The sequence below is a fragment of the Mesorhizobium sp. INR15 genome (genome assembly GCF_015500075.1).
Lineage (GTDB): Bacteria > Pseudomonadota > Alphaproteobacteria > Rhizobiales > Rhizobiaceae > Mesorhizobium.
This window is the reverse complement of record NZ_CP045496.1, coordinates 1,726,400-1,749,382: the sequence shown is the minus strand read 5'-3', so window position 1 is coordinate 1,749,382 and position 22,983 is coordinate 1,726,400. Positions and strand designations below refer to the sequence as shown.

Below are 22,983 nucleotides of genomic sequence, written 5' to 3'. Positions count from 1 at the left end.
CTTAGCCTAGAACCACGTTGGCAGCGCTCTCCGGCAGGTCCTCGCCGAAAGCGCGCTGGTAGAACTCGGCAACCACCGAGCGCTCGAGCTCATCGCATTTGTTGAGGAAGGTCAGCCGGAAGGCCATGCCGATATTGCCGAATATCTCGGCATTCTCGGCCCAGGTGATCACGGTACGCGGGCTCATCACGGTCGACAGGTCGCCATTGATGAAGGCCGAACGCGTCATGTCGGCGACGCGCACCATCTTGTTGACGATGTCCTTGCCCTTGCCGTCGCGGTAGTGCTTGGCCTTGGCCAAGACGATGGCGACTTCATTGTCGTGCGGCAGGTAGTTCAGCGTGGTGACGATCGACCAGCGATCCATCTGCGCCTGATTGATCTGCTGTGTGCCGTGATAGAGGCCGGTCGTATCGCCCAAGCCGACCGTGTTGGCGGTCGAGAACAGCCGGAAGGCCGGATGCGGACGAATGACCCGGCTCTGGTCGAGCAGCGTAAGCCGGCCCGACGATTCCAGCACGCGCTGGATGACGAACATCACGTCCGGACGGCCGGCATCATATTCGTCGAAGCACAGCGCGACATTGTGCTGGTAGGCCCAAGGCAGGATGCCGTCGCGGAATTCCGTGATCTGCAAGCCGTCCTTGACGACGATCGCGTCCTTGCCGACGAGATCGATACGGCTGACATGGCTGTCGAGGTTGACGCGCACGCAGGGCCAGTTGAGGCGGGCGGCGACCTGCTCGATATGGGTCGACTTGCCGGTGCCGTGATAGCCCGACACCATGACGCGGCGGTTGTAGGCAAAGCCGGCGAGGATCGCCATCGTCGTGTTCTTGTCGAACAGATAGTCCGGATCGATGTCGGGCACATGCTCGCTGGTTACCGAATAGGCCGGCACCACCATCTTGGACTCGAAACCGAATTTTTCCTTCACCGACACGGTTGTGTCAGGCAGGTTGGCGATGTCGCGATCGACCTTGTTCATCTCTATCAACGTCTCCACGGGCGAAACGATTGATTTCGCCGGCAACCAATTTGTTCGGGCGCGGTCTTAAAGCCTTTTCCAACCTTATGAAAGTTGGAAAACGACACGAACCGTATGGTCGCTCAGCACAGGCCTGCCTGTTTGAGCACGCGATAGGCCTGAAGCACATCGCGGAACCGGTCTTCCGAACCTCTATCGCCACCATTCGCATCCGGATGGTGACGCTTCACAAGTTCCTTATAGCGCGCCTTGATGTCCTTGCCAGTCGCCTTTGTATCAAGGCCAAGCGTTTCCAGCGCCTTGGCCTCAAGCGGCTTGGCCGTGCGCACCCGCGCCTCGCGCGGATCCTTGGGGCCTTTGAACAGGTCGAAGGGGTCACGCATGCGGTTGTAGTAGCCAGCGCGGCCCGATCGCAACTGCGCCATATCGGGTGACGAACGCGTCGAAGGGGCCGTGGCGCCCATCTTCCAGGTCGGCCGGTGGCCGGTCATCGCTTCCTTCTGGAAGCGCGCAACCTCGGTGTCCGGCACGCCGGAGAAATAGTTGAAGCCCTTGTTGTACTCACGCACATGGTCGATGCAGAATCGGAAATACTCGCCCTCCTTCATCCGTCCGACCGGCGCGCGATGGGTGCCCGCCTCCTTGCAGCCATCCCACTGGCAGATCGGCGAATGCGACTTCACCTCCGCATCCTTGTCAGGGCGGACGCGAATCTTTTCGAAATATTTGGGGTACGGCTTCATTTCACCCATTTATGGGGCGTTCGCGGATGCGAAACAAGAATTGACATTTTCACGTTGATCGCCCTAACCGCTGAATCGCGGCATAAAGCAGGCGATAGGCGGATTTTGTCGCGGGCGTGGGCCATTTCTGAAACCGATTCCGGTTTTCGAAGGCCGCGCCAATCATATCTGGTGAAGGGAGATGGCGATGTCCATACAGGCGACCATGGAAGACAAGCTGAACAAGGCGTTTTCGCCGGAGCGGCTGATCATCATCAATGAAAGCCACCTCCATGCCGGCCATCACCATCAGGACTCCGATCACCACGGCACCTATGACGGCACCGGAGAGACGCATTTCCGCGTCCGCGTCGTTTCGCCTGTCTTTGCAGGCATGAGCCGCATCGACCGCCACCGCGCCGTCAACGACCTTCTGTCCGACGAATTGAAGGCCGGTGTCCATGCGCTGGCGATCGAGCCGGCGGCCCCCGGCGAAAAGACTCGCTGGTAGGCCAGCCCTTACCTTCCCGTAGGCGCGTTCAGATTATCGCTTCGATGAGGAACGGCCCTGGACGCGACAGCGCGCTGTCCAGAAGCGCGTCGAACCGTTCGCAGGTATCGGCGCGGGCCGCCTCCACACCCATGCCCTTCGCAAGCGACACCCAGTCCAGCGACGGATGGTCGAGGTCGAGCATGCGCCTGGCATTCTCACCGATCGCGTTGACCCCGACATTGCGCATCTCGCCATGCAGGATCGCGTAGGTGCGGTTGGAAAAGACGATCGTCACGACGTCGAGCTTTTCCCGCGCCTGCGTCCACAGGCCCTGCACCGTGTACATGCCGCTGCCGTCGGCTTCCAGGTTGATCACCTTGCGGTCGGGACAGGCGATCGCGGCTCCCGTCGCCATCGGAATGCCGCCGCCGATCGAGCCGCCCGTGCCCATCATGTAGTCATGCGGCGCGGCAAAGGCCGACAGGGCGAAGAAGCGCCGCGCCGAGGTGACAGCTTCGTCACAGATGATCGCATTGGCCGGCAGCTTGCGCGCCACCGACAAGGCGATCGCGTCGTCCGTCAGCTTTCCGCCCGGCGTCGGTTCGTCGGGGAAAGCCGTTGCGAATGAGGCCTGTTGCGACGGATTCACACCGAGCTCGTCACGAAGCGCTTCGAGTGCCGCCTTCAAATCCTGGCCATGGGCGGCCAGCGTCAGCACCTGGCAATCGTCACGGACAAGCCGCCCCGGCTTTCCCGGATAGGCGAAGAAAGCGACTGGCTCCCTGCCGCCGACCAGGATCAGCACATCGATATCCCGCAGCATCGCCGTCGCGGCATCGACCGGATAAGGAATGCGCGTCGGCGCGACACGCCCGCGCCCACGTTGCATCCGTGCGATCAGCACGTCGCTGAACAGACGGACATCACCGGCAGCCGAAATCTGACCGGCAATCTCCAGAGCATCGGCTCGCGCCGCAAGTCCTCGAACGATCATGCCAACGCGGCCCGAAGCGGAGCGGATCGCCGAGGCGACCTTGCGCACGGCCTCGATGTCGATGGCCGGCGGCGGCGGCAACGCCACCTTGGCGGGCGAAACCGCGTCGGCATCGCCCCAGGCGGCATCCGCCGGCAGGATCAGCGTGGTGACCGACGGCGGTGTCAGCGAGGCTCGAATGGCAGCCTCCGTGGCCGGCTGGACATCAGCCGGGCCATAGATGCGGCGGACCCAGCGCGACATCGGCGCTGCCAGGCCTTCGATATCACTGGTAAGGGGCGCGTCGAGCGGAAGATGATAGGAAGCATGGTCGCCGACAATGTTGATCATCGAACTGAGCGCACGCCGGGCGTTGTGCATGTTGGCCAACCCGTTGGCCAGCCCCGGCCCTGTATGCAGCAGCGTGGCGGCCGGCCGATCGGTCATGCGGGCATAGCCATCGGCGGCACCCGTCACCACGCCTTCGAAAAGGCCGAGCACGCAGCGCATCTCCGGCTTGCGGTCCAAGGCGGCGACAAAATGCATTTCCGACGTGCCGGGGTTGGCGAAGCAGACCGTCACGTCATTGGCCAGAAGCACGTCACACAGGACATCGGCGCCGTTCATGCAGTTCTCTCCGGTTTGACGGTCAGGAGCAATTCCAGGAAAAGTGTAAAGCGGATTTTCCATCCGGAACTGCGCCAAAACAAACAGTTGGAGCAATTGCACCCGCGAGCACGCCCACAGCAATATCCCGACGTCACTTTTGGTCTGATCCAGGCGACGGGATCAGCCGACCGTCGACTTCAGGAACGCCAGCGCGGCAGCGGTCAGCGCGTCGCCGTCCTCGCCGAAATCGTGATGGATCGACATATGCGAATAGGCGCTGCCGTCGAACAGCGTCACCTGAGTGCCTGTTGCGCGCAGGCGATCGGCAAAGACCTTGGAGTCCTCGCCACGGCCGGAGGCGTGCGAATAGGCGATGAAGGTCGGCGGATGCTTGTGGCCGTCGACATAGCTGGCCGGCGACAGCGCGGCCCATTGCGACGGATCGGAAAATACCCGCGCATAAGCCCGCACCATGCCGCCATTTTTGGCGAGTGCTGCGAGATCATAGGCCCTGGTGTCGTCGAGAAGCAGCGCCGCGACACCAGGCAGGCCGCCGCGCATGCCAGTCAGCGCAACGAGATGGCAACCGGCCGAGTGGCCCATGGCCACGATCCGCTTGGGATCGCCGCCATGTTTCGCGATGTTGGCCCTGATATACTCATAAGCCTGCTCGACATCGCCCGCCTGGGTGGCGACATCCGCCCCAGGCAGCATGCGATAGTCGATGGAAACGAAGCAGAAGCCGTTGCGGAGCAGGAAGGCAGGCTTGGCCTGCACTTGCGTACGCTTGCCGAACCGCCAGGCGCCGCCATGGACGAAGAAGAGGACAGCCATGCCGCTCGCGCCATCAGGCGCATAGACGTCCAGCTTGGCCGGGCCGTAGTCCAATGTTCTGGGCGATGGCGGCGACTGGTCCGCCAATGCGGCGACCGGCAACAACGCCGCCATCGAGGATAAAAGCAAGGTTCGCCGATCGATCATGCGGACAGAATTCATCGCGCATGACGCGAGTTCCAATGAATGATTGGTAATGACGCAAGGTCCTTGGACCGAGGTGCGTTGAGGTTCAGGTCAAGCCGAGCTGGAGTCGAAGACGGGCGCGAAGCGACCAAACTGGGTGGGTTCCGAGAACCGGAACGCAGCGGACATTGGGTCCGTGAGGACCGGAAGCGCAGGAAACCAACATTTGCAGGCCGGCTTCACCTTAATATCGACACGCCTCAGGCGTCGCCGGCCGGCCTGATCCTGAGCCTGGCAATGCGGTTCTTGTCGCGCTTCATCACGACAAAGCGCTTGCCGTGGAAGGTGAAGGCCTGCTTCTCGTCCGGGATCGACTGCGTCTCGTGGATGACGAGCCCGGCAATGGTCGTGGCCTCCTCGTCCGGCAGGTTCCAGTCCAGCGCCCGGTTCAGGTCGCGGATCGGCACGGTGCCATCGACGACGACCGAGCCGTCGGCCTCCTGCTTGACGCCCTGGATGTCGACATCGTGTTCGTCGGCAATCTCGCCGACGATCTCTTCGATAATGTCTTCCAGCGTCACCAGCCCTTCCACCTCGCCATATTCGTCGACGACGACAGCGAAATGCGCCTTACGGCGCAGGAAGGCGTTGAGCTGTTCCTGCAAGGTCGTGGTGTCAGGCACGAACCACGGCTTTGATGCGATCTTCATCACATCGATCTTGGAAAAATCGTTGCCGACATCGTTGAGCGCGCGCAGCAGGTCCTTGGCATGCAGCACGCCGACGATGTTGTCGAGCGAGCCTTTCCACAGCGGCATGCGCGTGTGCGGGCTTTGCAGGATCTCACGTACCACGGCTTCCGGCGGGTTGTCGGCATTGACCGAACGCATGTTCGTGCGGTGGACCATGATGTCCGAGACTTCGAGCTCCGCGAGGTCGAACAGCCCTCCAACCCGGTCGCGGTCCTCGCGCACCATCTGGCCGTCCCGGCGGAAGTCGTCGACGGCGCCACGCAATTCATCCTGGGTGGAGCGCTGCGGCTCGATGCGCGACAGCTCATAGCCGAAGGCCGCCAAAAGGCGTCTGCGCAAGATGATCGCCAACAGCACCAAGCCGGCAAGGACAGCAATCACGATCCAGCCAGCATCGGTCATCACAGGCGGCTCTCTTGCCGACCCGGATGGTTTTCCCTGAGAAACGACAGCACTTCCGATGCCGGCACATCCTTGGCGATGAAGGACTGGCCGACGCCGCGCGTCAGGATGAAGGTCAGTGCGCCGCGCGAGACTTTCTTGTCCTGGGTGATGAAGGAGAGCAGCGCCTCGGCATCGGGCAATTCGCCGGGAATATCGGCCATGCGCCACGGCAAGCCAACGGCGCGCAGATGTGCCTCAACCCGCGCCGCGTCGTCGGGGCTGGCCAGATTGAGCCGCGAGGAAAAGCGATGCGCCAGCGCCATGCCGATGGCCACGCCCTCGCCATGCACGAGGCGGGCACCGTCATATTGGGTGGCCGCCTCCAATGCATGGCCGAATGTGTGGCCGAGATTGAGCAGCGCGCGGTCGCCGGTCTCGAACTCGTCGCGAGCGACAACATCGGCCTTGGCACGGCAGGCTTCGGCGATGGCTTGCGTCCGCTCAGGGCCTCCGGCGAACACCTGTTGCCAGTTCGCCTCAAGCCAGGCGAAGAAGTCCGGGCGGTCGATGAGCCCGTATTTGGCGAGTTCGGCATAGCCGGCGCGGAATTCGCGCAGCGGCAGCGTGTCGAGCACGCCGGTGTCGGCCAGCACCAGCTTGGGCTGCAGAAAAACGCCGACCAGGTTCTTGCCGCGCGGGCTATTGATGCCGGTCTTGCCACCGACCGAGGAATCCACCTGCGCCAGCAGCGAGGTCGGTAACTGCACGAAATTCATGCCGCGCCGCACGATGCCGGCGGCAAAGCCGGTGAGATCGCCGATGACACCGCCACCCAGCGCGATGACGACATCGCCGCGCTCCAGCTTTGCCGCCAGCACACCGTCGACCACCTCTTCGAGATGCGCGAAGCTCTTGGTTTTTTCACCGGGAGGCATGGTGATGACGGCGGGCTGGATGCCACCCTTTTCAAGGCCAGCTTTCAGCGTTTCGAGATGCGCGGCGGCGACATTGTCGTCGGTGACGACAGCCGCGCGCGTACCCGGCAGCCGCCGCGAAATCTCGGCGCCGGCGCGCGACAGCAGGCCGGAGCCTATCAGAATGTCATAGGCCCGGTCGCCGAGCCCGACTTCGACAATAACCGGCTTGTCTTCGCTCATGAATTGGCCTCGCCAACTGGCGTGATTTCGGCAACGCCAAGATGGCCGCAAAGGGCATCCAGCACCTCGGCCGCGATGATCTCCTTGCGGTCGTCGCGGGTTGGAACGGTGACGTCCGCCGTCGCGTAGACCGGATAGCGTTCATCCATCAATCGTTCCAGCACGGCGCGCGGATCAGCGCTTTTCAGCAATGGCCTGTTCTGCTTTTTGGATACCCGCTCCATCAAGAGATCAAGTTCCGCCTTCAGCCACACCGACACACCATGTCCGGCGATGGCTTCGCGTGTCTGCGCATTCATGAAGGCGCCGCCGCCGGTCGACAGGACTTGCGGGCCGTTTTCCAGCACGCGCAGGATGACACGCTGTTCAAGGGCCCGGAATTCGGTCTCGCCATAGCGTTCGAACAGTTCCGGGACGGTCATGCGCGAGACGCTTTCGATCTCCTGGTCGCTGTCGATGAAGGGCAGCGACAGCATGGCCGCCACCTTGCGGCCGATCGCCGTCTTGCCAGCGCCCATCAGGCCGACAAAGACGATGGAACGATTGCCCAATTGGCCGAGCAAGGCGGCATGGCTTTCATCAGGAGGATTTGCAGGCAGCGCGTTCATCAGACCTTGATGTTTGGAGGACCCTCTTTGCCGGCGTATCGACATCAAAAGCCTGTTTGCGTCAAGCGTTGCACGTCCTTTGCGCCTTGTAGAGCTGGGAAAAGCGCCAGCAACGGAAGTTGCTGGTCAAGATCAGCTTCATCCTTGAATTGGCCGGATTGGCGTCCCATAAGGACACAGGGTTTGGAAACGCAGAACGAAAAGACGGGCGAAACTTGATGCCGACACTGTTCCGCTTTGTCGTGACGCTGACGATTCTGGCCGGCATTGCCTATGGCACGATGTTCGCGCTGGCAATGTTCGTCGAGCCGAAAAAGACGGAGATGAGCGTGCGCATTCCGCCCGAGAAGCTGAACCCCAAGAAAAACTGACCCCCAAGAGAAAAACTGACCTCAAAGCCATGAACAGCGCCGCCCGCATCGAGGCTTTTCTTGAAATGATGAGCGCCGAGAGGGGCGCCGCCGAAAACACGCTGTCTTCCTATCGCCGCGACCTCGAAGATGCTTCGCAAGGGATCGGCTGCGGCCTCGCCGGCGCTGGCGCGGCTGATATCCGCGCCTATCTCGATGATGTCGCGGCGCGCGGCTTTGCCGCGACATCGCAGGCGCGCAAGCTGTCGGCGATCCGGCAATTCTTCAAGTTCCTCTACGCCGAGGGCCTGCGCGGCGACGACCCGACCGGCACTCTGGACAGCCCAAAAAAGGGCCGGCCGTTGCCCAAGACGATGAGCGAGGCCGATACCGGCCGGCTGATCGATCGCGCCGCACTGGAAGCCGGCGATGCCTCGCTGAGCAACGGCGACAATCTGGCGGCGCTACGCCTGCACGCGCTGGTCGAGGTGCTTTACGCCACCGGCCTGCGGGTTTCCGAACTGGTCGGCCTGCCGGTGACCGTGGCACTGCGTGACGATCGCTTCTTCATGGTGCGCGGCAAAGGCAACAAGGAACGCATGGTGCCGCTGTCGGCCAAGGCCCGCATCGCGATGCGCGCATGGCTCACGGCGCGGGCCACCGTGCCTGCCTTTGCCGACAGCACGTTCCTGTTTCCCGCGGCGTCCGACAGCGGCTATCTCTCACGCCAGGTCTTCGCCCGCGACCTGAAAGGGCTCGCCGCCCGGGCCGGCATCGCTTCGGCGAAAATATCGCCGCACGTGCTTCGCCATGCTTTCGCCAGCCATCTCCTGCAGAACGGCGCCGATCTCAGGGCCGTGCAGCAATTGCTTGGCCATGCCGACATTTCGACGACACAGATTTACACACATGTCCTGGAGGAGCGGCTGGTACGACTGGTCAACGATCATCATCCGCTTGCCGACTAGGCCTCATATCGCTATGTGAGGACGACGTTCCACCGCCCGGGGCCCTTGATTTCAGGGTTCCGCCAGCCATTGCCTTCCGACGTATCGGTCCGCCCAAGAATGTACAATTACCTCGATTTCGAAAAACCGGTCCAGGATCTTGAAGGCAAGATTCTCGAGCTGAAGAAGCTTGCCGAGAATGGCGAGGCGGTCGATGTCGGCGATGAGATCAGCCGTCTAGAGAAGCGTTCTCGCGATGCGCTGCGGGACGCCTACAAGGCGCTGACCCCGTGGCAGAAGGTGCAAGTGGCGCGCCATCCCGACCGGCCGCACTGCGTCGACTATATCAAGGGCCTATTCAGCGACTTCACGCCGCTCGCCGGCGACCGCAATTTCGGCGAGGACCAGGCTATCCTTGGCGGTTTTGCCCGTTTCCGCGGCGAACCGGTGGCGATCATCGGCCAGGAAAAGGGCTCGGACACGACCAGCCGGCTCAAGCACAATTTCGGCTCCGTGCGGCCGGAAGGCTACCGCAAGGCGGTACGCCTGATGGAACTCGCCGACCGGTTCAAGATCCCGTTGGTGACGCTGGTCGATACGGCGGGCGCCTACCCCGGCGTCGGCGCCGAGGAACGCGGCCAGGCGGAAGCCATCGCCCGCTCGACCTCGGCCTGCCTTGGCCTCAAAGTGCCGTCGATTTCGATCGTCATCGGTGAAGGCGGATCGGGCGGCGCCATCGCGATCGCCACCGCCAACCGTGTCTACATGCTCGAACACGCCATCTACTCGGTGATTTCGCCGGAAGGCGCGGCCTCGATCCTGTGGCGCGACACGACGCGCTCGAAGGACGCCGCGACCAACATGAAGATCACCGCGCAGGATCTTCTGGAACTCAAGATCATCGACGCCATCATTCCCGAGCCGCTCGGCGGCGCCCATCGCGGCGCCGAAACGGTGATCACCGCGACCGGCGACCTCATCGCCAGGACGATGAAGGACTTTGCCGGCGCCAACACCGATTTCCGCGAGCAGCGCCGCGAGAAATACCTGGCGATGGGCCGCAGTCTCTGATCACGGTCGGGTGCTGGCGCCGCAATGTGGCGGCGTGCACCAATTTCGCCACAAAAATGCCGCTGCATTGGGCTCAATGAGAGTACCGCAGGGGGACGCGCCGGCACTTGCGGTAAGGAATTTTCAAGGTTAACGGGCTTAGGGTCTGTTATGTTCAGTGTAGCAGCCGGGACATGAAAAGCCCTGGCGCCAGAGAAAAGACGATAGCCGTACCCATGTTCGCCAAGCTTGCCCACACCGGAATCCTGATCGCTGCTCTCGGCGTCGCCGGCTGCAACGATTCCTCGATGAAGGACTTTGCCCCGGAAGCCAACAAGCCGTTGCCGGACAAGATCCTGGCCGACATGAAGGCCAAGGGCATGATTCGCACCTCCTCGGTGATGGCGCGCATCTTCAAGGAAGAAGGCAAGCTCGAGATCTGGAAGGCCAAGACCAACGGCCGCTACGACATGGTCGCCAGCTACGAAATCTGCAAATGGTCGGGCAAGCTTGGGCCAAAATACACCGAAGGCGACCGCCAGGCGCCGGAAGGCTTCTACACGGTCCGCCCGGCGCAGATGAACCCGCGCTCGAACTATCACCTGTCGTTCAACATCGGCTTTCCCAACGCCTATGACCGCGCCAATGGCCGCACCGGCGCCAATCTGATGGTGCACGGCGCCTGTTCATCGTCGGGCTGCTATTCGATGACCGATGCGCAGATCGAGCAGATCTATGCTTTTGGCCGCGATGCGTTCCAGGGCGGCCAGACCGAGTTCCAGATCCAGGCCTTTCCGTTCCGCATGACCGCCGCCAACATGGCGCGCTACCGCAACGACCCGAATTACGATTTCTGGAAAATGCTGAAGGTCGGCTACGACAATTTCGAAGTCACCAAGGTGCCGCCGAAGGTCGATGTCTGCGAGAAGCGCTATGTCTTCAACCAGGTGGCCGCGGACGGCCAGACCTTCAATCCGACCGGCGCCTGCCCGGCGACGACCCAGCCGGATTCCCTGAAGAGCGCCTACAACGCCTACCAGACCACCTATGACACCGCCTTCAACGGCGCTCTCAAGGCCAGTGTGCCGGCGCCCAAGCCGACCATCGCCGGCATCAAGGAAGCCAGCATCGTATCCGACTGGTCCAAGAAACGCGCTCGCGGCGAGCGCGTGCCGATCGATCCGCCGTCGCTCAATTCCGATGGCTCGGTCACCGAAACCGCGCGCATGGGCCGTATCGATTCGCCGACAGGCCGCAAGATGGCAGCATTGGACGCCGAGAAGGCCGCCAAGCAGAAGGCCGAGGAGCAAAGGCTTGCTGCGATAGAAACAGCCAAGGCGCAGAAGGAAGCAGCCAAGGCGCAGGCTCTTGCCGAAAAGGAAGCGGCCAAGCGCGCTGCCGAAGCCCCTGTCGCCACCGCAACCATCGCCGCGCCATCGGAAGCCGCTCCCGCAGCCGAAACGCAAGCCGCGAATGCCGATGAAAGCCGGGTGTCGAAGCTGAAGAACAAGCTGCTCGGCATGTTCGGCGGCTGACGTTTTCACCTTGGCCAAACGCGCTTCTGTCTACGACCTCAAGGGACTGAACTGCCCGCTTCCCGTGCTCAAGGCGAAAAAGCGCCTGGCCGCCATGGAGCCGGGCAGCCGGCTCTGGCTGGAGACCACTGACCCTCTCGCCGTTATCGATATTCCGGCCTTCTGTGCCGACAGCGGCCACCAGTTGGTGGAGACGGCAGCCGTGACCGGCGGCCATCGTTTTCTGGTCGAACGCGGCGAACAGCGCCCATAGATCAATGACCGTAGGGCTTTACCGCCCGGCGATCGCCAGCGGGTTGTTTTCCAGCGCGGCGCGGTCGGGTGTGTCGATCGACGGCCGGTTGGTGAAGGCGGCGAACAGCCGACGGATATAGTCTTCCGGCATGTCGAGCGTGATCAGCACCAGCCGTGTGCCGCGCTGGCTATCCGGCCAGGACGCGAGCTGCACCGGCGGATGCAGGATTTTCTGCACTCCATGGATAACCAGTGGCCGCGACGGATCTTCCCGCAACTCGATGACGCCCTTCATGCGCAGCAGGCGCTCGCCATGAGCCGAGCGCAGGAGGTCAAGGAACATCTCGATCGCGGAAAACGGTACTGGCCCGTCATGGACCAGCGAATAGGAACGCACGCGTGAATCGTGCCTATGGCCGTGGTCATGATCGTGGTGATGCTCGTGATCATGATCGTGGTGGTGATGCTCGTGATCATGCGCGGCTTCTTCGCCCAGCCAGCGCCGCACATCGGCGGATTTGGTTGCCGGGTTGTAGAGGCCGCAGTCAAACAACGCCGCGACGCCGGTCGTCGCATCATCGGCATCGAGCACTTCCACGCCCGGATTGATCTGCCGCAACCGCGCCCTCAAAGCCTCGGCGTCGCGCGCGTCGGTGACCAGATCGGCTTTCGTCAAAACAATGCGGTCGGCGACCGCCACCTGCTTCACCGCCTCGACATGGGCATCGAGCGTGGCGTTGCAATTGATGGCATCGACCAGCGTTATGACGCCGTCGAGGCGGAACGCCTGGACCAGTGCTGGATGCGCCATGATCGACTGCAGCACCGGCGCCGGATCGGCAAGGCCCGTGGTCTCGACGATGACGCGGGCGAGCTTGGCGATGCGGCCCGTCTGCAGCCGGTCGACAAGGTCGGCCAGCGTGTCGACCAGCTCACCCCGCACCGTGCAGCACAGGCAGCCGTCGGAAAGCTGGATAATGCCGTCGGAAGCCTGCTCGACCAGCAGGTGATCGATCGCCACCTCGCCGAATTCGTTGATGATCACAGCCGTGTCGGCCAGTGCCGGGTCTTTCAGCAGCCGGTTGAGCAGCGTCGTCTTGCCGGCGCCGAGAAAACCGGTCAGCACGGAGACAGGGATAGGAAAGCCAGCCATCGGCCTAGTTCGCCGCCTTGACCGGCTGGTCGCCTTGCGCCGCGGCGGCACCCGAAACGACGGGATTGCCGCCGGCCGGCGCTGGCCTGTCGGGCCGCCAGGCCGGGATCGGCACATCGGCATATTCCTGGCCGCCCTGGCCGAGCATTGCCTTGGGCGCGGGGCCGGTGGCGCCGCCGAGGCCAACGGCAACCAGCGTCGGCACATGGTCGAGCTTTTCCTGGTAAGGCGATTTGGGCGCGTCCTTGGCGGCAGCGGCAGGCGGCGCCTCGGACTGCTCTTCCGGAGCCTTCTTCTTGCAGATCTCGTCATGCATGTCGTTGACCGACACGGTGTCGCCATAGGCCGCCAGTGTGGCGACGCTCGCCGCACCGGTGGCGGGCGTGTCAAACCCCTCATCGAGGAGTTTCGCCGCCGTTTCAGCGCGGGTGACCGCCGACTTCTCGCCGAGCACCACCGCAACCAGCGTGCGCCCGTTGCGGGTCGCCGAGCCGATCATGTTGAAGCCTGAGGAGCAGACAAAGCCGGTTTTCATCCCGTCAGCGCCGGGATAACGGCCGATCAGCAGATTGTAGTTCGGAATCGCCTTCTTGCCGACGGCAAGACCTTCTATCGAGAACCACGGTGCATATTGCGGAAACTCCCGCCGGATCGCCATCACCAGCACCGCCAGATCGCGCGCCGTCGTATATTGGTCCGGTGAATAGAGCCCGTTCGGGTTGACGAAATGCGTGCCATTCATGCCAAGCCGTGTCGCTTCGGCATTCATCCGCTCGGCAAAGGCTTCCTGCGAGCCGCCGACATTTTCGCCGATAGCCATGGCGATGTCGTTAGCCGATTTGACCAGCATCATCTTCAGCCCATTGTCGAGCCGCATCACCGATCCAGGCTTGAAGCCCATCTTGCTTGGCGGCTCGGCGGCCGAATGTTTTGTCACCTTGATCGGCGAATCAAGCTGGACCTCGCCGGCCGCGATCGCCCGAAACGTCACATAGGCGGTCATCAGCTTGCTCAGTGATGCCGGATACCAGCGCTTGAACGCATCCTGGTGCTGCAGGATCTTGCCGCTGTTCAGGTCGAACAGGATCACCGGATTGGCCAGTGCCGGACCGGCCGCAGCCGAGAGCGCGACCGCGCCAGCCAACAATAGTTTGAGGAAATGCCTGTGCCGCATGATCAAATCCGAAATCGCCTCTTGCCGTAGTCGCCCCTGGCTCCGTAAGATTTCGTTACGTGATCGCCAGCAAAATGAGTCCGCCCCTCAAAACCCGGACCACATTGTTGCGGTGCTATTTACTCTATGTGACGCCAACATGGCAAAGTGCTGGATGATCACAATTGCAAGGCAGCGGACAAAAGCCGCCTGCCCCAACAGCGAGATGGAACCATTATGCCAATCCTGAACCGTGCCGCCGAGATGCAGGACGAGGTCGCCGGCTGGCGCCGCCACCTGCACCAGACGCCAGAGCTGAATTTCGATGTCTTCAAGACTGCCGACTTCGTCACCGAGAAGCTGAAAGCCTTCGGCTGCGATGACGTGGTAACGGGCCTCGGCAAGACCGGTGTGGTCGGCATCATTCGCGGCCGCAAGGGCGAAGGCACGACCGTCGGCCTGCGCGCCGATATGGACGCGCTGCCGCTCAACGAAATCACCGGCAAGCCATATGCTTCGACAATTCCCGGCAAGATGCATGCCTGCGGCCATGACGGGCACACCGCCATGCTGCTGGGCGCCGCGAAATACCTGGCCGAGACGCGCAACTTCGCCGGTTCCGTGGCAGTGATCTTCCAGCCAGCCGAAGAAGGCGGTGGTGGCGGCAACGAGATGGTCAAGGACGGCATGATGGACCGCTTCGGCATCTCCAAGGTGTTCGGCATGCACAACATGCCCGGCCTGCCGGTCGGCCAGTTTGCCATCCGGCCGGGCCCGATCATGGCGGCAACCGCCGAATTCACCATCACCGTCAAGGGCAAGGGCGGTCACGCCGCCATGCCGCACGGCACAATCGACCCGATCGTCATCGCCAGCCAGTTGGTCGGCGCGCTGCAGACGATTGCCTCGCGCAGCACCGATCCGGTCGAGGCCGTGGTCGTGTCGGTGACGAAATTCCATGCCGGCGACGCCTACAACATCATTCCGGAATCCGCCGAGATCGCCGGCACCGTGCGCACCTTGCGCAAGGAGATCGCCAAGAAGTCGGAAGAGCGCATCCGCGCCATCTGCGACGGCATTGCGACCGCGTTCGGAGCCAAGATCGAGGTCGACTACGACACCAACTATCCGGTCACCTTCAACCACCCGGAAGAGACGGTGTTCGCCAGCGATGTCGCGGCAACAGTAGCCGGTGATAGCCATGTCCATCGCGCCATTCAGCCGGTGATGGGCGGCGAGGACTTTTCCTACATGCTGGAAGCCCGGCCCGGCGCCTTCATCTTCATTGGCAATGGCGACACGGCGGGCCTGCATAACCCGGCCTACGACTTCAACGACGAGGCCATCCCGCACGGCATGAGCTACTGGGTGAAACTGGCGGAAACCGCGCTGGCCGCCTGATATCCGCTACCGAAGGAGCCGGCCGATTGCCTTCGGCCGGCCTCTTGGCGAAACGATCCGAAGCGGCTATGTGTCGGGCCGCGTGGTCCCGTAGCTCAGTAGGATAGAGCGGCAGATTCCTAATCTGTAGGTCACAAGTTCGATTCTTGTCGGGATCACCACTCAGTTTCCTAAAATGGTGGCTATGATTGGTGCCAGGAGCAGGCACTGTATTTTCGGATTGGACTAGGTTTAGACCAACCCTGTTGACCTGCCGCCAGCAAAGAAAAACCCGCCGTGGCGAACCAGGGCGGGTTCTTCATTCAAAGAGAGAAAATTGATTCAGGCGACCCTGACGACGAAGTGCTTCGTCACCGGCTCGATGATCTTCCAGGTTCCCTTGAAATCGGCTTCCACCACGAAGGCATCGCCCGCGCTCACTTCAACCGGTGCGCCACCGTCTGGCGTGATGATGATGCGGCCGGCGATCATGTGCACGAACTCATAGTCGGTATAGGTCGCGTGATAGGTGCCCGGCGTCGCCTGCCAGGTGCCCGACATCACCTTGCCGTCCTCGGTCGTGTGCTGGACCGCGGTTTTCATCGTCGGCTTGCCCTCGACCACGACCCAGCCGGCCAGGTCACCGGCTTCCGCGTTTTCGACGGCGCCGAATTTGAGGATCGTCTTGTCGGTCATATCAGGGCTCCGTTTGGTCGTCGCTGAGGCGTCTTTGCCTGCTGGGTCAGATAGCCGATGCCCCCGACCCCGGCAACCAGTTCCGGGCAACCGGTGCGATCACTGCGAAGCGCCATGAGCCGCGAGCATGCGCCGCGCGCTTTCCTCGTCGGTGATCAGGATCGTCGGCGCCACCAGCGTCATGGCACCGAGCAGCGCTTCCGTCTTTTCCTCACCGCCCGAGGTCAGGATGCGGATCGGCGCCTTGCGCAGCCGGTCGACATCGACCGACATCACCAGGCTGTTGATGGGATGGTCGACCAGATCGCCATTGCGGTCGAAGAAATGGAACAGAAGGTCGCCGACCGCTCCGCGCGCAAGCAGGGCCTCCCGGTCCGCTTCCCTAAGAAATCCTCCACGAGAGAAGGTGGTGGCCGAAGCGATGCCGCCGACGCTCAGCAGAACGGCATCGAGCACGTTGGCCATTTCAAAAACCTCCTGCAGGCCGCAGCGCTCGACCAGCGCTATCTTGGTCTCGACGCTATCGACGACGGCCGGAGTCGGGATCAGGTAGCCGTCGCCCTGGAAGATCTGGGCGAAGCGCCAGGCGAACTCGGCCGGGTTGTATCGGCGCACGACGCCGACGCCGCCAAGCAGCGAGATGACCTTGAAGTCGGCAAGCGACTTGGCACTGATGAATGGCAGGCTTGAGAACAGCGTCTGGCCCCAGCCGACGCCGACACGCATGCCGGATTTCATCGTGTCCGACAGGAAAGCCCCTGTCTTTGCGGCGATCGCCGGGATAGGATCGGCATTGGGGGCCGAGAGGGGCGCCACCAGCGCCTGCTGCAGTCCAAAAGTCCTTTCCAGCGCGCGCTCCAGCCGGACAATTTCGGACAGCTCGCTCTCGATGGTGATCTTCACCTCGTTGCGCGACCGGGCGTCCGCCAGCATGCGCACGATGGTAACACGGCCGACGCCGAGCACATCGGCGATCTCGTTTTGCGTCATCTGCTCGACGAAATACATCCACGCGGCACGAATCCTGAGGCGATCCGTCCGGCTTTCGCTGACGACCTGTTCGGTCGTCTCGCTTGCGCCTCGACTGTCTCCGCTATCGCTCTGTCGCCGCCTGCCCACGCCTGTCTCTCCCCTGCGGCGATGGACGAGCGCGCCGTCGCCGATTCTGCCTGCTGGTTTACTATCGCCTATTGATCTACCAATCGATAGGAACAATGTAGGGTTAACAGCCGGCCTGTGCCGGCTGCGACTGATAGACGTTTCGAGGCGACCGATGCTCCGACAAATCTCCAGGGATGTCCGCGTCAACCTGAAAGACCGGCTGCGCGATGTCCGTCATGTCATTCGACAGAGCCGTCATGACGGCGACGCTACCGCCTTGCGCGAGGCCACCAGCCATCTGCCGCCGTTTCCGGGAAAGGGTATCGAAGGCCTGCTCAGCCATGCCGCGAGCGCGGTCGACGAGGCTTTGTCGATCGCCGAACAGCTTGTCCCGCATGAGCGCCCGGCCAAGGTGGACGGCACGACCGTGAAAAGCCTGGCGACGTATTTTCCGAGTGGCGATGACGATCGGCAAGCGGGCGGTGAGCGCCTGTTCCGGCGTGACATGTATTATCTGACCAAAGCCGTGCTTGCCGGCATGAAGATCGACAATGCCCGCATCCACGAAGCCAATTTCGCCGCTGTCCATGCCGCGATGCGCAAGCGGCATGCCGGTCTGCTTGTCGCTGTGGAGCAAGGCTCCGACGCCGCCATCCGGCTGCCCTCGATCGCCGCCGCCTGTTCGGCGCTGCTGGTCGAGTGTCTGAACCACCGGCCCATCCGCTTCGCCGAGACAATGCCGGAAAGCCCTGCCGATCTCAGGGAAAACGACCGGGACCTCGATATCCGCAGCCTAGCGCCGCTGGCGCTCGCCTGCGGGCTGGCCACCATCGGCAAGGACGGCTTGCCCGAGCCCGACATGCTGGAAATCGCGGTGATGGCGGCCGGCATTAGGCACGACCGCATTGTTCAGGCCAGCGCCAAGGCGGATCCGATCAGTGAATTGGCACCTGTGCTGGCGACATTGCTCGCCCATTTGCCCTGACCGGAGATGTCTGCTTAAGCTGAACCTTCCGCCGCCATGCCGGCGACCGTCTTCTTGGCGCGCTGGATCGAGGCCGGGCTCATCGAGAGCTCGGTCAGCCCCATCTTCACGAAGATCGGGATGAGGTCTGGACGGCCCGCGGCTTCACCGCACATGCCCACCATGATGCCGGCGGCGACGCCGGCCCTGGCCGTCAGCTCGATTGCCGACATGACAGCCGGATTGGTGACATCGTTGAGCTTTGCCACCGTCGGGTTGAGCCGATCGGCGGCCATGATGTACTGGGTCAGGTCGTTGGTGCCGATCGAGAAGAACGATACTTCCTTGGCCAGCGCCGGCGCAATCAGCACAGCCGCCGGCGTTTCGATCATCACGCCGAGGTCGAAGGCGGCGTGAGCCACCCCTTCGGCCTGAAGTTCCGCCGCGCATTCCGCGACCAGCACACGCGTCTGCCGGACCTCGCTGATATCGGCGACCATCGGCAGCATCACCTTGATGTTGCCGTGCACCGCGGCGCGCAGCAACGCCCGCAGCTGACGCTTGAAGATGTCTGGCCGGTCGAGGCACATGCGGATACCGCGCCAGCCGAGGAACGGGTTTTCCTCATCGGGAAATTCGATGCCGGCAATCGGCTTGTCGCCGCCAATGTCGAGCGTGCGCACGATGACCGGATGCGGGGCAAAGGCCTTGGCCAATGCGGCATAGGTTTCCGCCTGCATGTCTTCCGAAGGGAGATGCATATGGCGCATGAACAGGAGTTCGGTGCGGAACAGTCCGACGCCCATGGCGCCGGCTTCCAGCGCCGCCTCGATTTCCTCCAGCGAACCAATGTTGGCGGCGATCTCGATGACCGTGCCATTGGCGAGTTTCGGCGTCACCGTCTTGAACGCAGTCAACCCGGCTCGCTCCTTCGCCGCCGCTTCGACACGGCCGGCGAAATCGACGCGGGTCGCCTCATCAGGATCGACGATCACCTGTCCGGAATTGCCATCCAGCGCCACCTGGCTGGCCGTGCGCAAGGCATGGACCTGCTGGCCAAGGCCGAGCACCGCCGGAATGCCGTGCGAGCGGGCGATGATGGCGATGTGCGAGGTGGCGCCGCCATGGCCGCAGATGACGCCGCCGATACGCTTCAGCGGCGCGCGCGCCAGATCCCACGCGCCGATATCGTCGGCGATCAGAATCGCACCTTCGGGGATATGCTCGAGGCTGACGTCGTCTTGCCCAAGCAGCACCAGGCAGATCTGCCGCCCGACCGCATGGACGTCGTCCGCCCGCGCGTTGAGATAGTGATCATCGACCGCGTTGAAATCGGCTGCGATGGTGGACGCGGCGGTGATGACTGCCGAAACCGCATCGGTACCGCCCTTGATCAGGCGCTCGGCCTCGCCGGTCAGGCTGTCGTCCGCCGCGATGTCCCTGAGTGCGGCGATGATACCCCGGTCGCCTGCCGACAGGCTGTCCTGCGCCAACGTACGGTCCATGCGCGCCTGGACGGCGCTGACGGCGGCGCGGAACCTGTCGATCTCGCCGGCAATCTCGTCCGCCTGCAGCATGCGGCCCTGGCCGGCGATCTCCGGCGGGAAATGCGCGAAGGCCGGTCCGATGGCAACGCCCTCGCTGGCCGCCACGCCACGCAGGCTGCCTGCTGCATCAGCCACTCCGGGCGCAGCTTGAACGGCGGACGCCGCCATGGCTTCCTGCGCGGTACCGGTAGCCGGCTGGTCCTCGTCGTCGAGGCCAGCCTTGGGGTTTTCGAGATAGCCAATCAGGGCTTCAAGCGCCTCGATGGCGTCGGCGCCATTCGCCCGGATGGTGACTTCCTGGTTTTCCTTGACCGCCAGCAGCATCAGCTTGACGGAGCTCTTGGCGCTGACCGCCTTGCCGTCCTTCACCACCTCGACATCGGATTCAAAGCCCTTGGCGAGCTTGACGAACCGCGTTGCGGGACGGGCGTGCAAACCTTCGTGCACTCTGACGATGGTCGAGCGTTCCATGGCAAATACTCTGCTTTTCTTGGCGCCATTACCACCTCGGCAAGGCGCGGATAGTGTCAGGCGGCGATGGTGATGACCGCGCCGGTCTTCAGGGCGGCGACAAGCGCCTGCGCGTCGACCTGCGATGCGCAGATCTCGCCTGGCCTCTCGGCCTCGGTGGCGCCGTTGAACGAAATGACCACATGGCCCATTTCAAGGACCTTGCTCCATGCGCTGGAGCCGACCGCCGTAATCGTCGCCGATACGGGTCCAAGGGTGATCGAAGCGCCCTTGGCGGGCGCTCCGTCGCTGGGTCCGTGCTCCGTCTTGTGGAGCACGGAAACCTCGGCAAGCTCCGGCGGCGAGCCATCCGCGAACAGGATGACCACGCCCCCTTCGGCAAGATCCGCCACTTCGGGCCCGATGGCAGTGACCCGTGTTCTCAGCAGAACCGTCATATGGCGAACCTCATTCACGTTTATCCTAGAACACGATCAGGCTGACGACCCATGCGATCAGCACGGATACGGGGCCCATGATCTGGCGGCTGATAAGCACCGCCGGAACGCCGATTTCGATGGTCTTCGGCTTTGCTTCGCCGAGCGCCAGGCCAACCGGGACGAAGTCGCAGCCCACCTGGGTATTGTAGGCAAACAGCGCCGGGAGTGCCATTGCCGGTGAGATCGTGCCGTTGGCGATCTGCGGGCCGATGATGGCAACGCCGATGACCTGCGCGATGACAGCGCCCGGCCCGAGGATGGGTGACAGGAACGGCAGGCCGCAGATCGCCGAGATGACCAGCAGGCCGACGATGTTGTTGGCCAGCGGACCCATCGGCTGTGCCAGCACGTCGCCGATGCCGGTGTAGAGGATAAGGCCGATGAGCATGGTCACGAAGGCCATGAACGGCAGCACGTTGCGGATGACCTGGTCGATGGTGCGGCGGCCGGCGTTGAAGAAGATGCCGACGACGCGCCCCATGACCCGGCCGATCGTGCTGATGAAGCCGATCAGCCCACCCTCGCTGGGAAGGGCTGTCGGCGTCGCATTGCTGTTGCTTGAACTCATCGATGCTGCTCCCCCTGCGGTCGTGACCGCCTCGGATCCGTCGGCCATTGTAACATCGGCCGGCTTGACGCCCGAAACGTAGATATCCTCGGTGATAAACTGGGCCAGCGGTCCAGACTGACCGACCGGCGTCAGATTGACGGTCGGGATGCGCTTGCGCGGATAGACGCCGCATCGTGCGGTGCCACCGCAATCGACGACGACAACCGCCATTTCGCTTTCGATCGGCGGTGCCTTGAAGCCATCGACGGCTTCGGCGCCGGTCATGTCGGCGATGAGCTGCGCCACCGGATGAATGCCGCCGCCGGTGACGGAAACAACCTTGCTGCGCTGTTCGGTCGGCTCGATGACGAGCGGACCGCCCCAACCTGTCTTGCCGCGAGTGATGCGTACGGCTTTGTATGTCTTTGCCATGATGTCCTCCCCGCCCTTACAGCTCGACGCCCTGGCGGCGTGCCATGATGGCGGTGATACGTTCGGTCAGCATGCCCTTGAGCAGGATCACGACGAGGCCGACGATCGCGTACCAGATCGCCACCTTGACGTGATAACCGGCGACGACGAGGCCCTTCTTTTCCAGCTCCAGCAGAGCCACCAGGATGCCGCCCCAGACGAAATATTCGCCCGGATTGATATGCGGAAACAGGCCAAGCGGCGGGTGAACGTAGGACACGGCCGCGTCATAGAAGGCGGGCTTGTGCTTCTCTTCCAGGAACGATCCGAACGTGTAGGCCATCGGATTGGTCAGGAAGAACACCGCCAGCAGCGGCAGCAGGGTGTAGCGCGTCAGCGCGATTCTGCCGGCGCCACGCGCCAGGCCGTGGACGCGCTCCTCGCCGACCAGTTCGGTCACGGCATAGAAAGCCGTCATCAGCACCACCAGCGTCGGAATGATGCCGGTGACGAAGCCGGCGAACACTTCGCCGCCCTTCTGGAAGATGCCGATGAAGTACTTGCCGATGGCGGTCAGCCAGCCGAGCTGTTCCTCCTGCTGGACGTCTTTCAGCTTTTCCTTGAACTGATCGACGGTGATCGGTCCGCTGTCCGCCTGTGCGAGGACAACGAGATGGTCAGAGGCATGCTCGACCGCGAGCTTGCCATGCAAAGCAGCATCCGAGACCATGGTACCCGCGACATGCAGGTTGTGCACGGCTATGTCGGCATGCTGCGCCAACAACGAAAATACAGACATTTCTCCTCCTTATGCCGCCCTGCCGGGTATCCCAGCCGGCGCCGCGGCGTCCTCTAGGCCCTTGCTACGTTCAAACCGGACAGACCCGGCTTCTTCCCCGGCTCCGACTGTGCTTTGTCGATCTGTTCGATCGCCCTTTTCACGGCCTCGGCCACACCGGGTTCCCCCTCTCCCATGATTGCAGGATTGGACCGGACTCGATCGAGGGGGACACCCTCGAATTCCTCATGTCGCTTGAACTTGGTGAACACGGAACGGCCGCTCATCACCATCAGGCGGCGCACGATCAGGTCAGGCGTCACCACGACAAGCGCGATGGTTCCCTTCGCAAATCGGCCGCGAAAATTTCCGGCTCCGACAAAGCCGTCCTTATACTGGTCGGTGACGCCTCTGAAGACATCCGAATAGTGCCGCATCTGCAGCCAGACGCCGAGCGACTGCAGCGCCCAGACAATAACCAGCAGAAGCAGTCCCCACTGCCAAATCGCCATTCGGTTCTCCTCCCGAAGCCTATGTT

General features: G+C 62.9%; 24 protein-coding genes and 1 tRNA gene. 9 read left to right on the top strand and 16 right to left on the bottom strand.

What is annotated here, in order from left to right; genetic code table 11:
• Position 1: 1 nt before the first annotated feature.
• Positions 2-988, bottom strand: coding sequence for a cobaltochelatase subunit CobS (cobS, locus tag GA829_RS08465; RefSeq protein ID WP_013529367.1), 987 nt, complete (start codon positions 986-988; stop codon positions 2-4).
• A 122-nt stretch (positions 989-1,110) separates the two neighbouring features.
• Positions 1,111-1,740 (bottom strand): J domain-containing protein, encoded by a 630-nt coding sequence (locus GA829_RS08460; RefSeq protein ID WP_195178074.1) that lies wholly within the window; start codon positions 1,738-1,740, stop codon positions 1,111-1,113.
• A 178-nt stretch (positions 1,741-1,918) separates the two neighbouring features.
• On the opposite strand from GA829_RS08460, the gene GA829_RS08455 reads away from it, so the two are divergent.
• Positions 1,919-2,221 (top strand): BolA family protein, encoded by a 303-nt coding sequence (locus GA829_RS08455; RefSeq protein ID WP_195178073.1) that lies wholly within the window; start codon positions 1,919-1,921, stop codon positions 2,219-2,221.
• Positions 2,222-2,249: 28 nt separating this feature from the next.
• Here GA829_RS08455 and GA829_RS08450 read toward each other — a convergent pair whose 3' ends face one another.
• The 5 genes from GA829_RS08450 to GA829_RS08430 all read right to left on the bottom strand — a co-directional run bounded on the left by GA829_RS08450 (position 2,250) and on the right by GA829_RS08430 (position 7,646).
• Positions 2,250-3,803, bottom strand: a complete 1,554-nt coding sequence (locus GA829_RS08450) for an acetolactate synthase large subunit (RefSeq protein WP_195178072.1) — start codon at positions 3,801-3,803, stop codon at positions 2,250-2,252.
• A gap of 162 nt (positions 3,804-3,965) precedes the next feature.
• On the bottom strand, positions 3,966-4,766 hold the full coding sequence (locus GA829_RS08445) for an alpha/beta hydrolase (protein ID WP_195178071.1): 801 nt from the start codon (positions 4,764-4,766) through the stop codon (positions 3,966-3,968).
• Positions 4,767-5,005: 239 nt separating this feature from the next.
• Entirely contained in the window at positions 5,006-5,899 is an 894-nt protein-coding gene (locus GA829_RS08440; protein ID WP_195178070.1) for an HlyC/CorC family transporter, read from the bottom strand.
• Positions 5,899-7,038: a 3-dehydroquinate synthase gene (gene aroB / locus GA829_RS08435; RefSeq protein WP_195178069.1), complete on the bottom strand. Its 1,140-nt coding sequence runs from the start codon at positions 7,036-7,038 to the stop codon at positions 5,899-5,901. Before aroB ends, GA829_RS08440 begins: the two co-directional genes overlap by 1 nt.
• A complete protein-coding gene (locus GA829_RS08430) occupies positions 7,035-7,646 on the bottom strand; it encodes a shikimate kinase (protein WP_195178068.1) in 612 nt (203 codons plus the stop codon). The genes aroB and GA829_RS08430 overlap by 4 nt, the downstream gene beginning before the upstream one ends.
• A 218-nt stretch (positions 7,647-7,864) precedes the next feature.
• Between GA829_RS08430 and GA829_RS08425 the strand changes: the two genes are divergently transcribed.
• From GA829_RS08425 to GA829_RS08405, 5 genes are all read left to right on the top strand, one after another.
• The gene (locus GA829_RS08425; RefSeq protein WP_195178067.1) at positions 7,865-8,017 is read left to right on the top strand and encodes a histidine kinase; all 153 of its coding nucleotides are present in this window, start codon (positions 7,865-7,867) and stop codon (positions 8,015-8,017) included.
• 29 nt (positions 8,018-8,046) lie between these two features.
• A complete protein-coding gene (locus tag GA829_RS08420) occupies positions 8,047-8,964 on the top strand; it encodes a site-specific tyrosine recombinase XerD (RefSeq protein ID WP_195178066.1) in 918 nt (305 codons plus the stop codon).
• A 99-nt stretch (positions 8,965-9,063) separates the two neighbouring features.
• Positions 9,064-10,014 carry an acetyl-CoA carboxylase carboxyltransferase subunit alpha gene (locus GA829_RS08415; RefSeq protein ID WP_195178065.1) on the top strand — a complete coding sequence of 317 codons (951 nt, stop codon included), beginning with the start codon at positions 9,064-9,066 and terminating at the stop codon, positions 10,012-10,014.
• Positions 10,015-10,229: 215 nt separating this feature from the next.
• Entirely contained in the window at positions 10,230-11,528 is a 1,299-nt protein-coding gene (locus tag GA829_RS08410) for a L,D-transpeptidase family protein (protein ID WP_195179570.1), read from the top strand.
• Between the two features lie 10 nt (positions 11,529-11,538).
• Positions 11,539-11,781, top strand: a complete 243-nt coding sequence (locus tag GA829_RS08405) for a sulfurtransferase TusA family protein (protein WP_195178064.1) — start codon at positions 11,539-11,541, stop codon at positions 11,779-11,781.
• A gap of 18 nt (positions 11,782-11,799) precedes the next feature.
• On the opposite strand, the gene GA829_RS08400 is transcribed toward GA829_RS08405, so the two are convergent.
• Together GA829_RS08400 and GA829_RS08395 are read right to left on the bottom strand one after the other, a co-directional pair.
• Positions 11,800-12,915, bottom strand: a complete 1,116-nt coding sequence (locus GA829_RS08400) for a CobW family GTP-binding protein (protein WP_195178063.1) — start codon at positions 12,913-12,915, stop codon at positions 11,800-11,802.
• A gap of 4 nt (positions 12,916-12,919) precedes the next feature.
• Positions 12,920-14,089, bottom strand: coding sequence for a D-alanyl-D-alanine carboxypeptidase family protein (locus GA829_RS08395; RefSeq protein WP_195178062.1), 1,170 nt, complete (start codon positions 14,087-14,089; stop codon positions 12,920-12,922).
• Between the two features lie 216 nt (positions 14,090-14,305).
• On the opposite strand from GA829_RS08395, the gene GA829_RS08390 reads away from it, so the two are divergent.
• On the top strand, positions 14,306-15,469 hold the full coding sequence (locus GA829_RS08390; protein ID WP_195178061.1) for a M20 aminoacylase family protein: 1,164 nt from the start codon (positions 14,306-14,308) through the stop codon (positions 15,467-15,469).
• Between the two features lie 84 nt (positions 15,470-15,553).
• Positions 15,554-15,630: transfer RNA gene (locus GA829_RS08385), tRNA-Arg, on the top strand.
• 160 nt (positions 15,631-15,790) lie between these two features.
• Here GA829_RS08385 and GA829_RS08380 read toward each other — a convergent pair.
• Positions 15,791-16,144 carry a cupin domain-containing protein gene (locus tag GA829_RS08380; RefSeq protein WP_195178060.1) on the bottom strand — a complete coding sequence of 118 codons (354 nt, stop codon included), beginning with the start codon at positions 16,142-16,144 and terminating at the stop codon, positions 15,791-15,793.
• A gap of 99 nt (positions 16,145-16,243) precedes the next feature.
• Complete coding sequence (locus GA829_RS08375; protein WP_195178059.1) at positions 16,244-17,263, bottom strand: sugar-binding transcriptional regulator; 1,020 nt, start codon at positions 17,261-17,263, stop codon at positions 16,244-16,246.
• A 154-nt stretch (positions 17,264-17,417) separates the two neighbouring features.
• Between GA829_RS08375 and GA829_RS08370 the strand changes: the two genes are divergently transcribed.
• Positions 17,418-18,230 (top strand): hypothetical protein, encoded by an 813-nt coding sequence (locus tag GA829_RS08370; protein WP_195178058.1) that lies wholly within the window; start codon positions 17,418-17,420, stop codon positions 18,228-18,230.
• Positions 18,231-18,244: 14 nt separating this feature from the next.
• Here the strand turns inward: GA829_RS08370 and ptsP are convergent, their stop codons facing one another.
• From ptsP to GA829_RS08345, 5 genes are read right to left on the bottom strand one after another with little or no spacing between them, the layout of a single operon-like run.
• Complete coding sequence (ptsP, locus tag GA829_RS08365; RefSeq protein ID WP_195178057.1) at positions 18,245-20,227, bottom strand: phosphoenolpyruvate--protein phosphotransferase; 1,983 nt, start codon at positions 20,225-20,227, stop codon at positions 18,245-18,247.
• 56 nt (positions 20,228-20,283) lie between these two features.
• Positions 20,284-20,664 (bottom strand): PTS glucitol/sorbitol transporter subunit IIA, encoded by a 381-nt coding sequence (locus tag GA829_RS08360; RefSeq protein ID WP_195178056.1) that lies wholly within the window; start codon positions 20,662-20,664, stop codon positions 20,284-20,286.
• A gap of 25 nt (positions 20,665-20,689) precedes the next feature.
• Positions 20,690-21,688 carry a PTS glucitol/sorbitol transporter subunit IIB gene (gene srlE, locus GA829_RS08355; RefSeq protein ID WP_195178055.1) on the bottom strand — a complete coding sequence of 333 codons (999 nt, stop codon included), beginning with the start codon at positions 21,686-21,688 and terminating at the stop codon, positions 20,690-20,692.
• A 16-nt stretch (positions 21,689-21,704) separates the two neighbouring features.
• Positions 21,705-22,466, bottom strand: a complete 762-nt coding sequence (srlA, locus tag GA829_RS08350; RefSeq protein WP_195178054.1) for a PTS glucitol/sorbitol transporter subunit IIC — start codon at positions 22,464-22,466, stop codon at positions 21,705-21,707.
• A gap of 53 nt (positions 22,467-22,519) precedes the next feature.
• Positions 22,520-22,957 (bottom strand): transcriptional regulator GutM, encoded by a 438-nt coding sequence (locus tag GA829_RS08345; protein WP_195178053.1) that lies wholly within the window; start codon positions 22,955-22,957, stop codon positions 22,520-22,522.
• Between the last annotated feature and the right edge of the window lie 26 nt (positions 22,958-22,983).

Excerpts from the sequence above, each read along its gene's own strand:
- cobS (WP_013529367.1), bottom strand. The coding sequence starts at position 988 with ATGAACAAGGTCGATCGCGACATCGCCAACCTGCCTGACACAACCGTG.
- GA829_RS08460 (WP_195178074.1), bottom strand. The coding sequence starts at position 1,740 with ATGGGTGAAATGAAGCCGTACCCCAAATATTTCGAAAAGATTCGCGTC.
- GA829_RS08455 (WP_195178073.1), top strand. The coding sequence starts at position 1,919 with ATGTCCATACAGGCGACCATGGAAGACAAGCTGAACAAGGCGTTTTCG.
- GA829_RS08450 (WP_195178072.1), bottom strand. The coding sequence starts at position 3,803 with ATGAACGGCGCCGATGTCCTGTGTGACGTGCTTCTGGCCAATGACGTG.
- GA829_RS08445 (WP_195178071.1), bottom strand. The coding sequence starts at position 4,766 with ATGATCGATCGGCGAACCTTGCTTTTATCCTCGATGGCGGCGTTGTTG.
- GA829_RS08440 (WP_195178070.1), bottom strand. The coding sequence starts at position 5,899 with ATGACCGATGCTGGCTGGATCGTGATTGCTGTCCTTGCCGGCTTGGTG.
- aroB (WP_195178069.1), bottom strand. The coding sequence starts at position 7,038 with ATGAGCGAAGACAAGCCGGTTATTGTCGAAGTCGGGCTCGGCGACCGG.
- GA829_RS08430 (WP_195178068.1), bottom strand. The coding sequence starts at position 7,646 with ATGAACGCGCTGCCTGCAAATCCTCCTGATGAAAGCCATGCCGCCTTG.
- GA829_RS08425 (WP_195178067.1), top strand. The coding sequence starts at position 7,865 with ATGCCGACACTGTTCCGCTTTGTCGTGACGCTGACGATTCTGGCCGGC.
- GA829_RS08420 (WP_195178066.1), top strand. The coding sequence starts at position 8,047 with ATGAACAGCGCCGCCCGCATCGAGGCTTTTCTTGAAATGATGAGCGCC.
- GA829_RS08415 (WP_195178065.1), top strand. The coding sequence starts at position 9,064 with ATGTACAATTACCTCGATTTCGAAAAACCGGTCCAGGATCTTGAAGGC.
- GA829_RS08410 (WP_195179570.1), top strand. The coding sequence starts at position 10,230 with ATGTTCGCCAAGCTTGCCCACACCGGAATCCTGATCGCTGCTCTCGGC.
- GA829_RS08400 (WP_195178063.1), bottom strand. The coding sequence starts at position 12,915 with ATGGCTGGCTTTCCTATCCCTGTCTCCGTGCTGACCGGTTTTCTCGGC.
- GA829_RS08395 (WP_195178062.1), bottom strand. The coding sequence starts at position 14,089 with ATGCGGCACAGGCATTTCCTCAAACTATTGTTGGCTGGCGCGGTCGCG.
- GA829_RS08390 (WP_195178061.1), top strand. The coding sequence starts at position 14,306 with ATGCCAATCCTGAACCGTGCCGCCGAGATGCAGGACGAGGTCGCCGGC.
- GA829_RS08380 (WP_195178060.1), bottom strand. The coding sequence starts at position 16,144 with ATGACCGACAAGACGATCCTCAAATTCGGCGCCGTCGAAAACGCGGAA.
- GA829_RS08370 (WP_195178058.1), top strand. The coding sequence starts at position 17,418 with ATGCTCCGACAAATCTCCAGGGATGTCCGCGTCAACCTGAAAGACCGG.
- ptsP (WP_195178057.1), bottom strand. The coding sequence starts at position 20,227 with ATGGAACGCTCGACCATCGTCAGAGTGCACGAAGGTTTGCACGCCCGT.
- GA829_RS08360 (WP_195178056.1), bottom strand. The coding sequence starts at position 20,664 with ATGACGGTTCTGCTGAGAACACGGGTCACTGCCATCGGGCCCGAAGTG.
- srlE (WP_195178055.1), bottom strand. The coding sequence starts at position 21,688 with ATGGCAAAGACATACAAAGCCGTACGCATCACTCGCGGCAAGACAGGT.
- srlA (WP_195178054.1), bottom strand. The coding sequence starts at position 22,466 with ATGTCTGTATTTTCGTTGTTGGCGCAGCATGCCGACATAGCCGTGCAC.
- GA829_RS08345 (WP_195178053.1), bottom strand. The coding sequence starts at position 22,957 with ATGGCGATTTGGCAGTGGGGACTGCTTCTGCTGGTTATTGTCTGGGCG.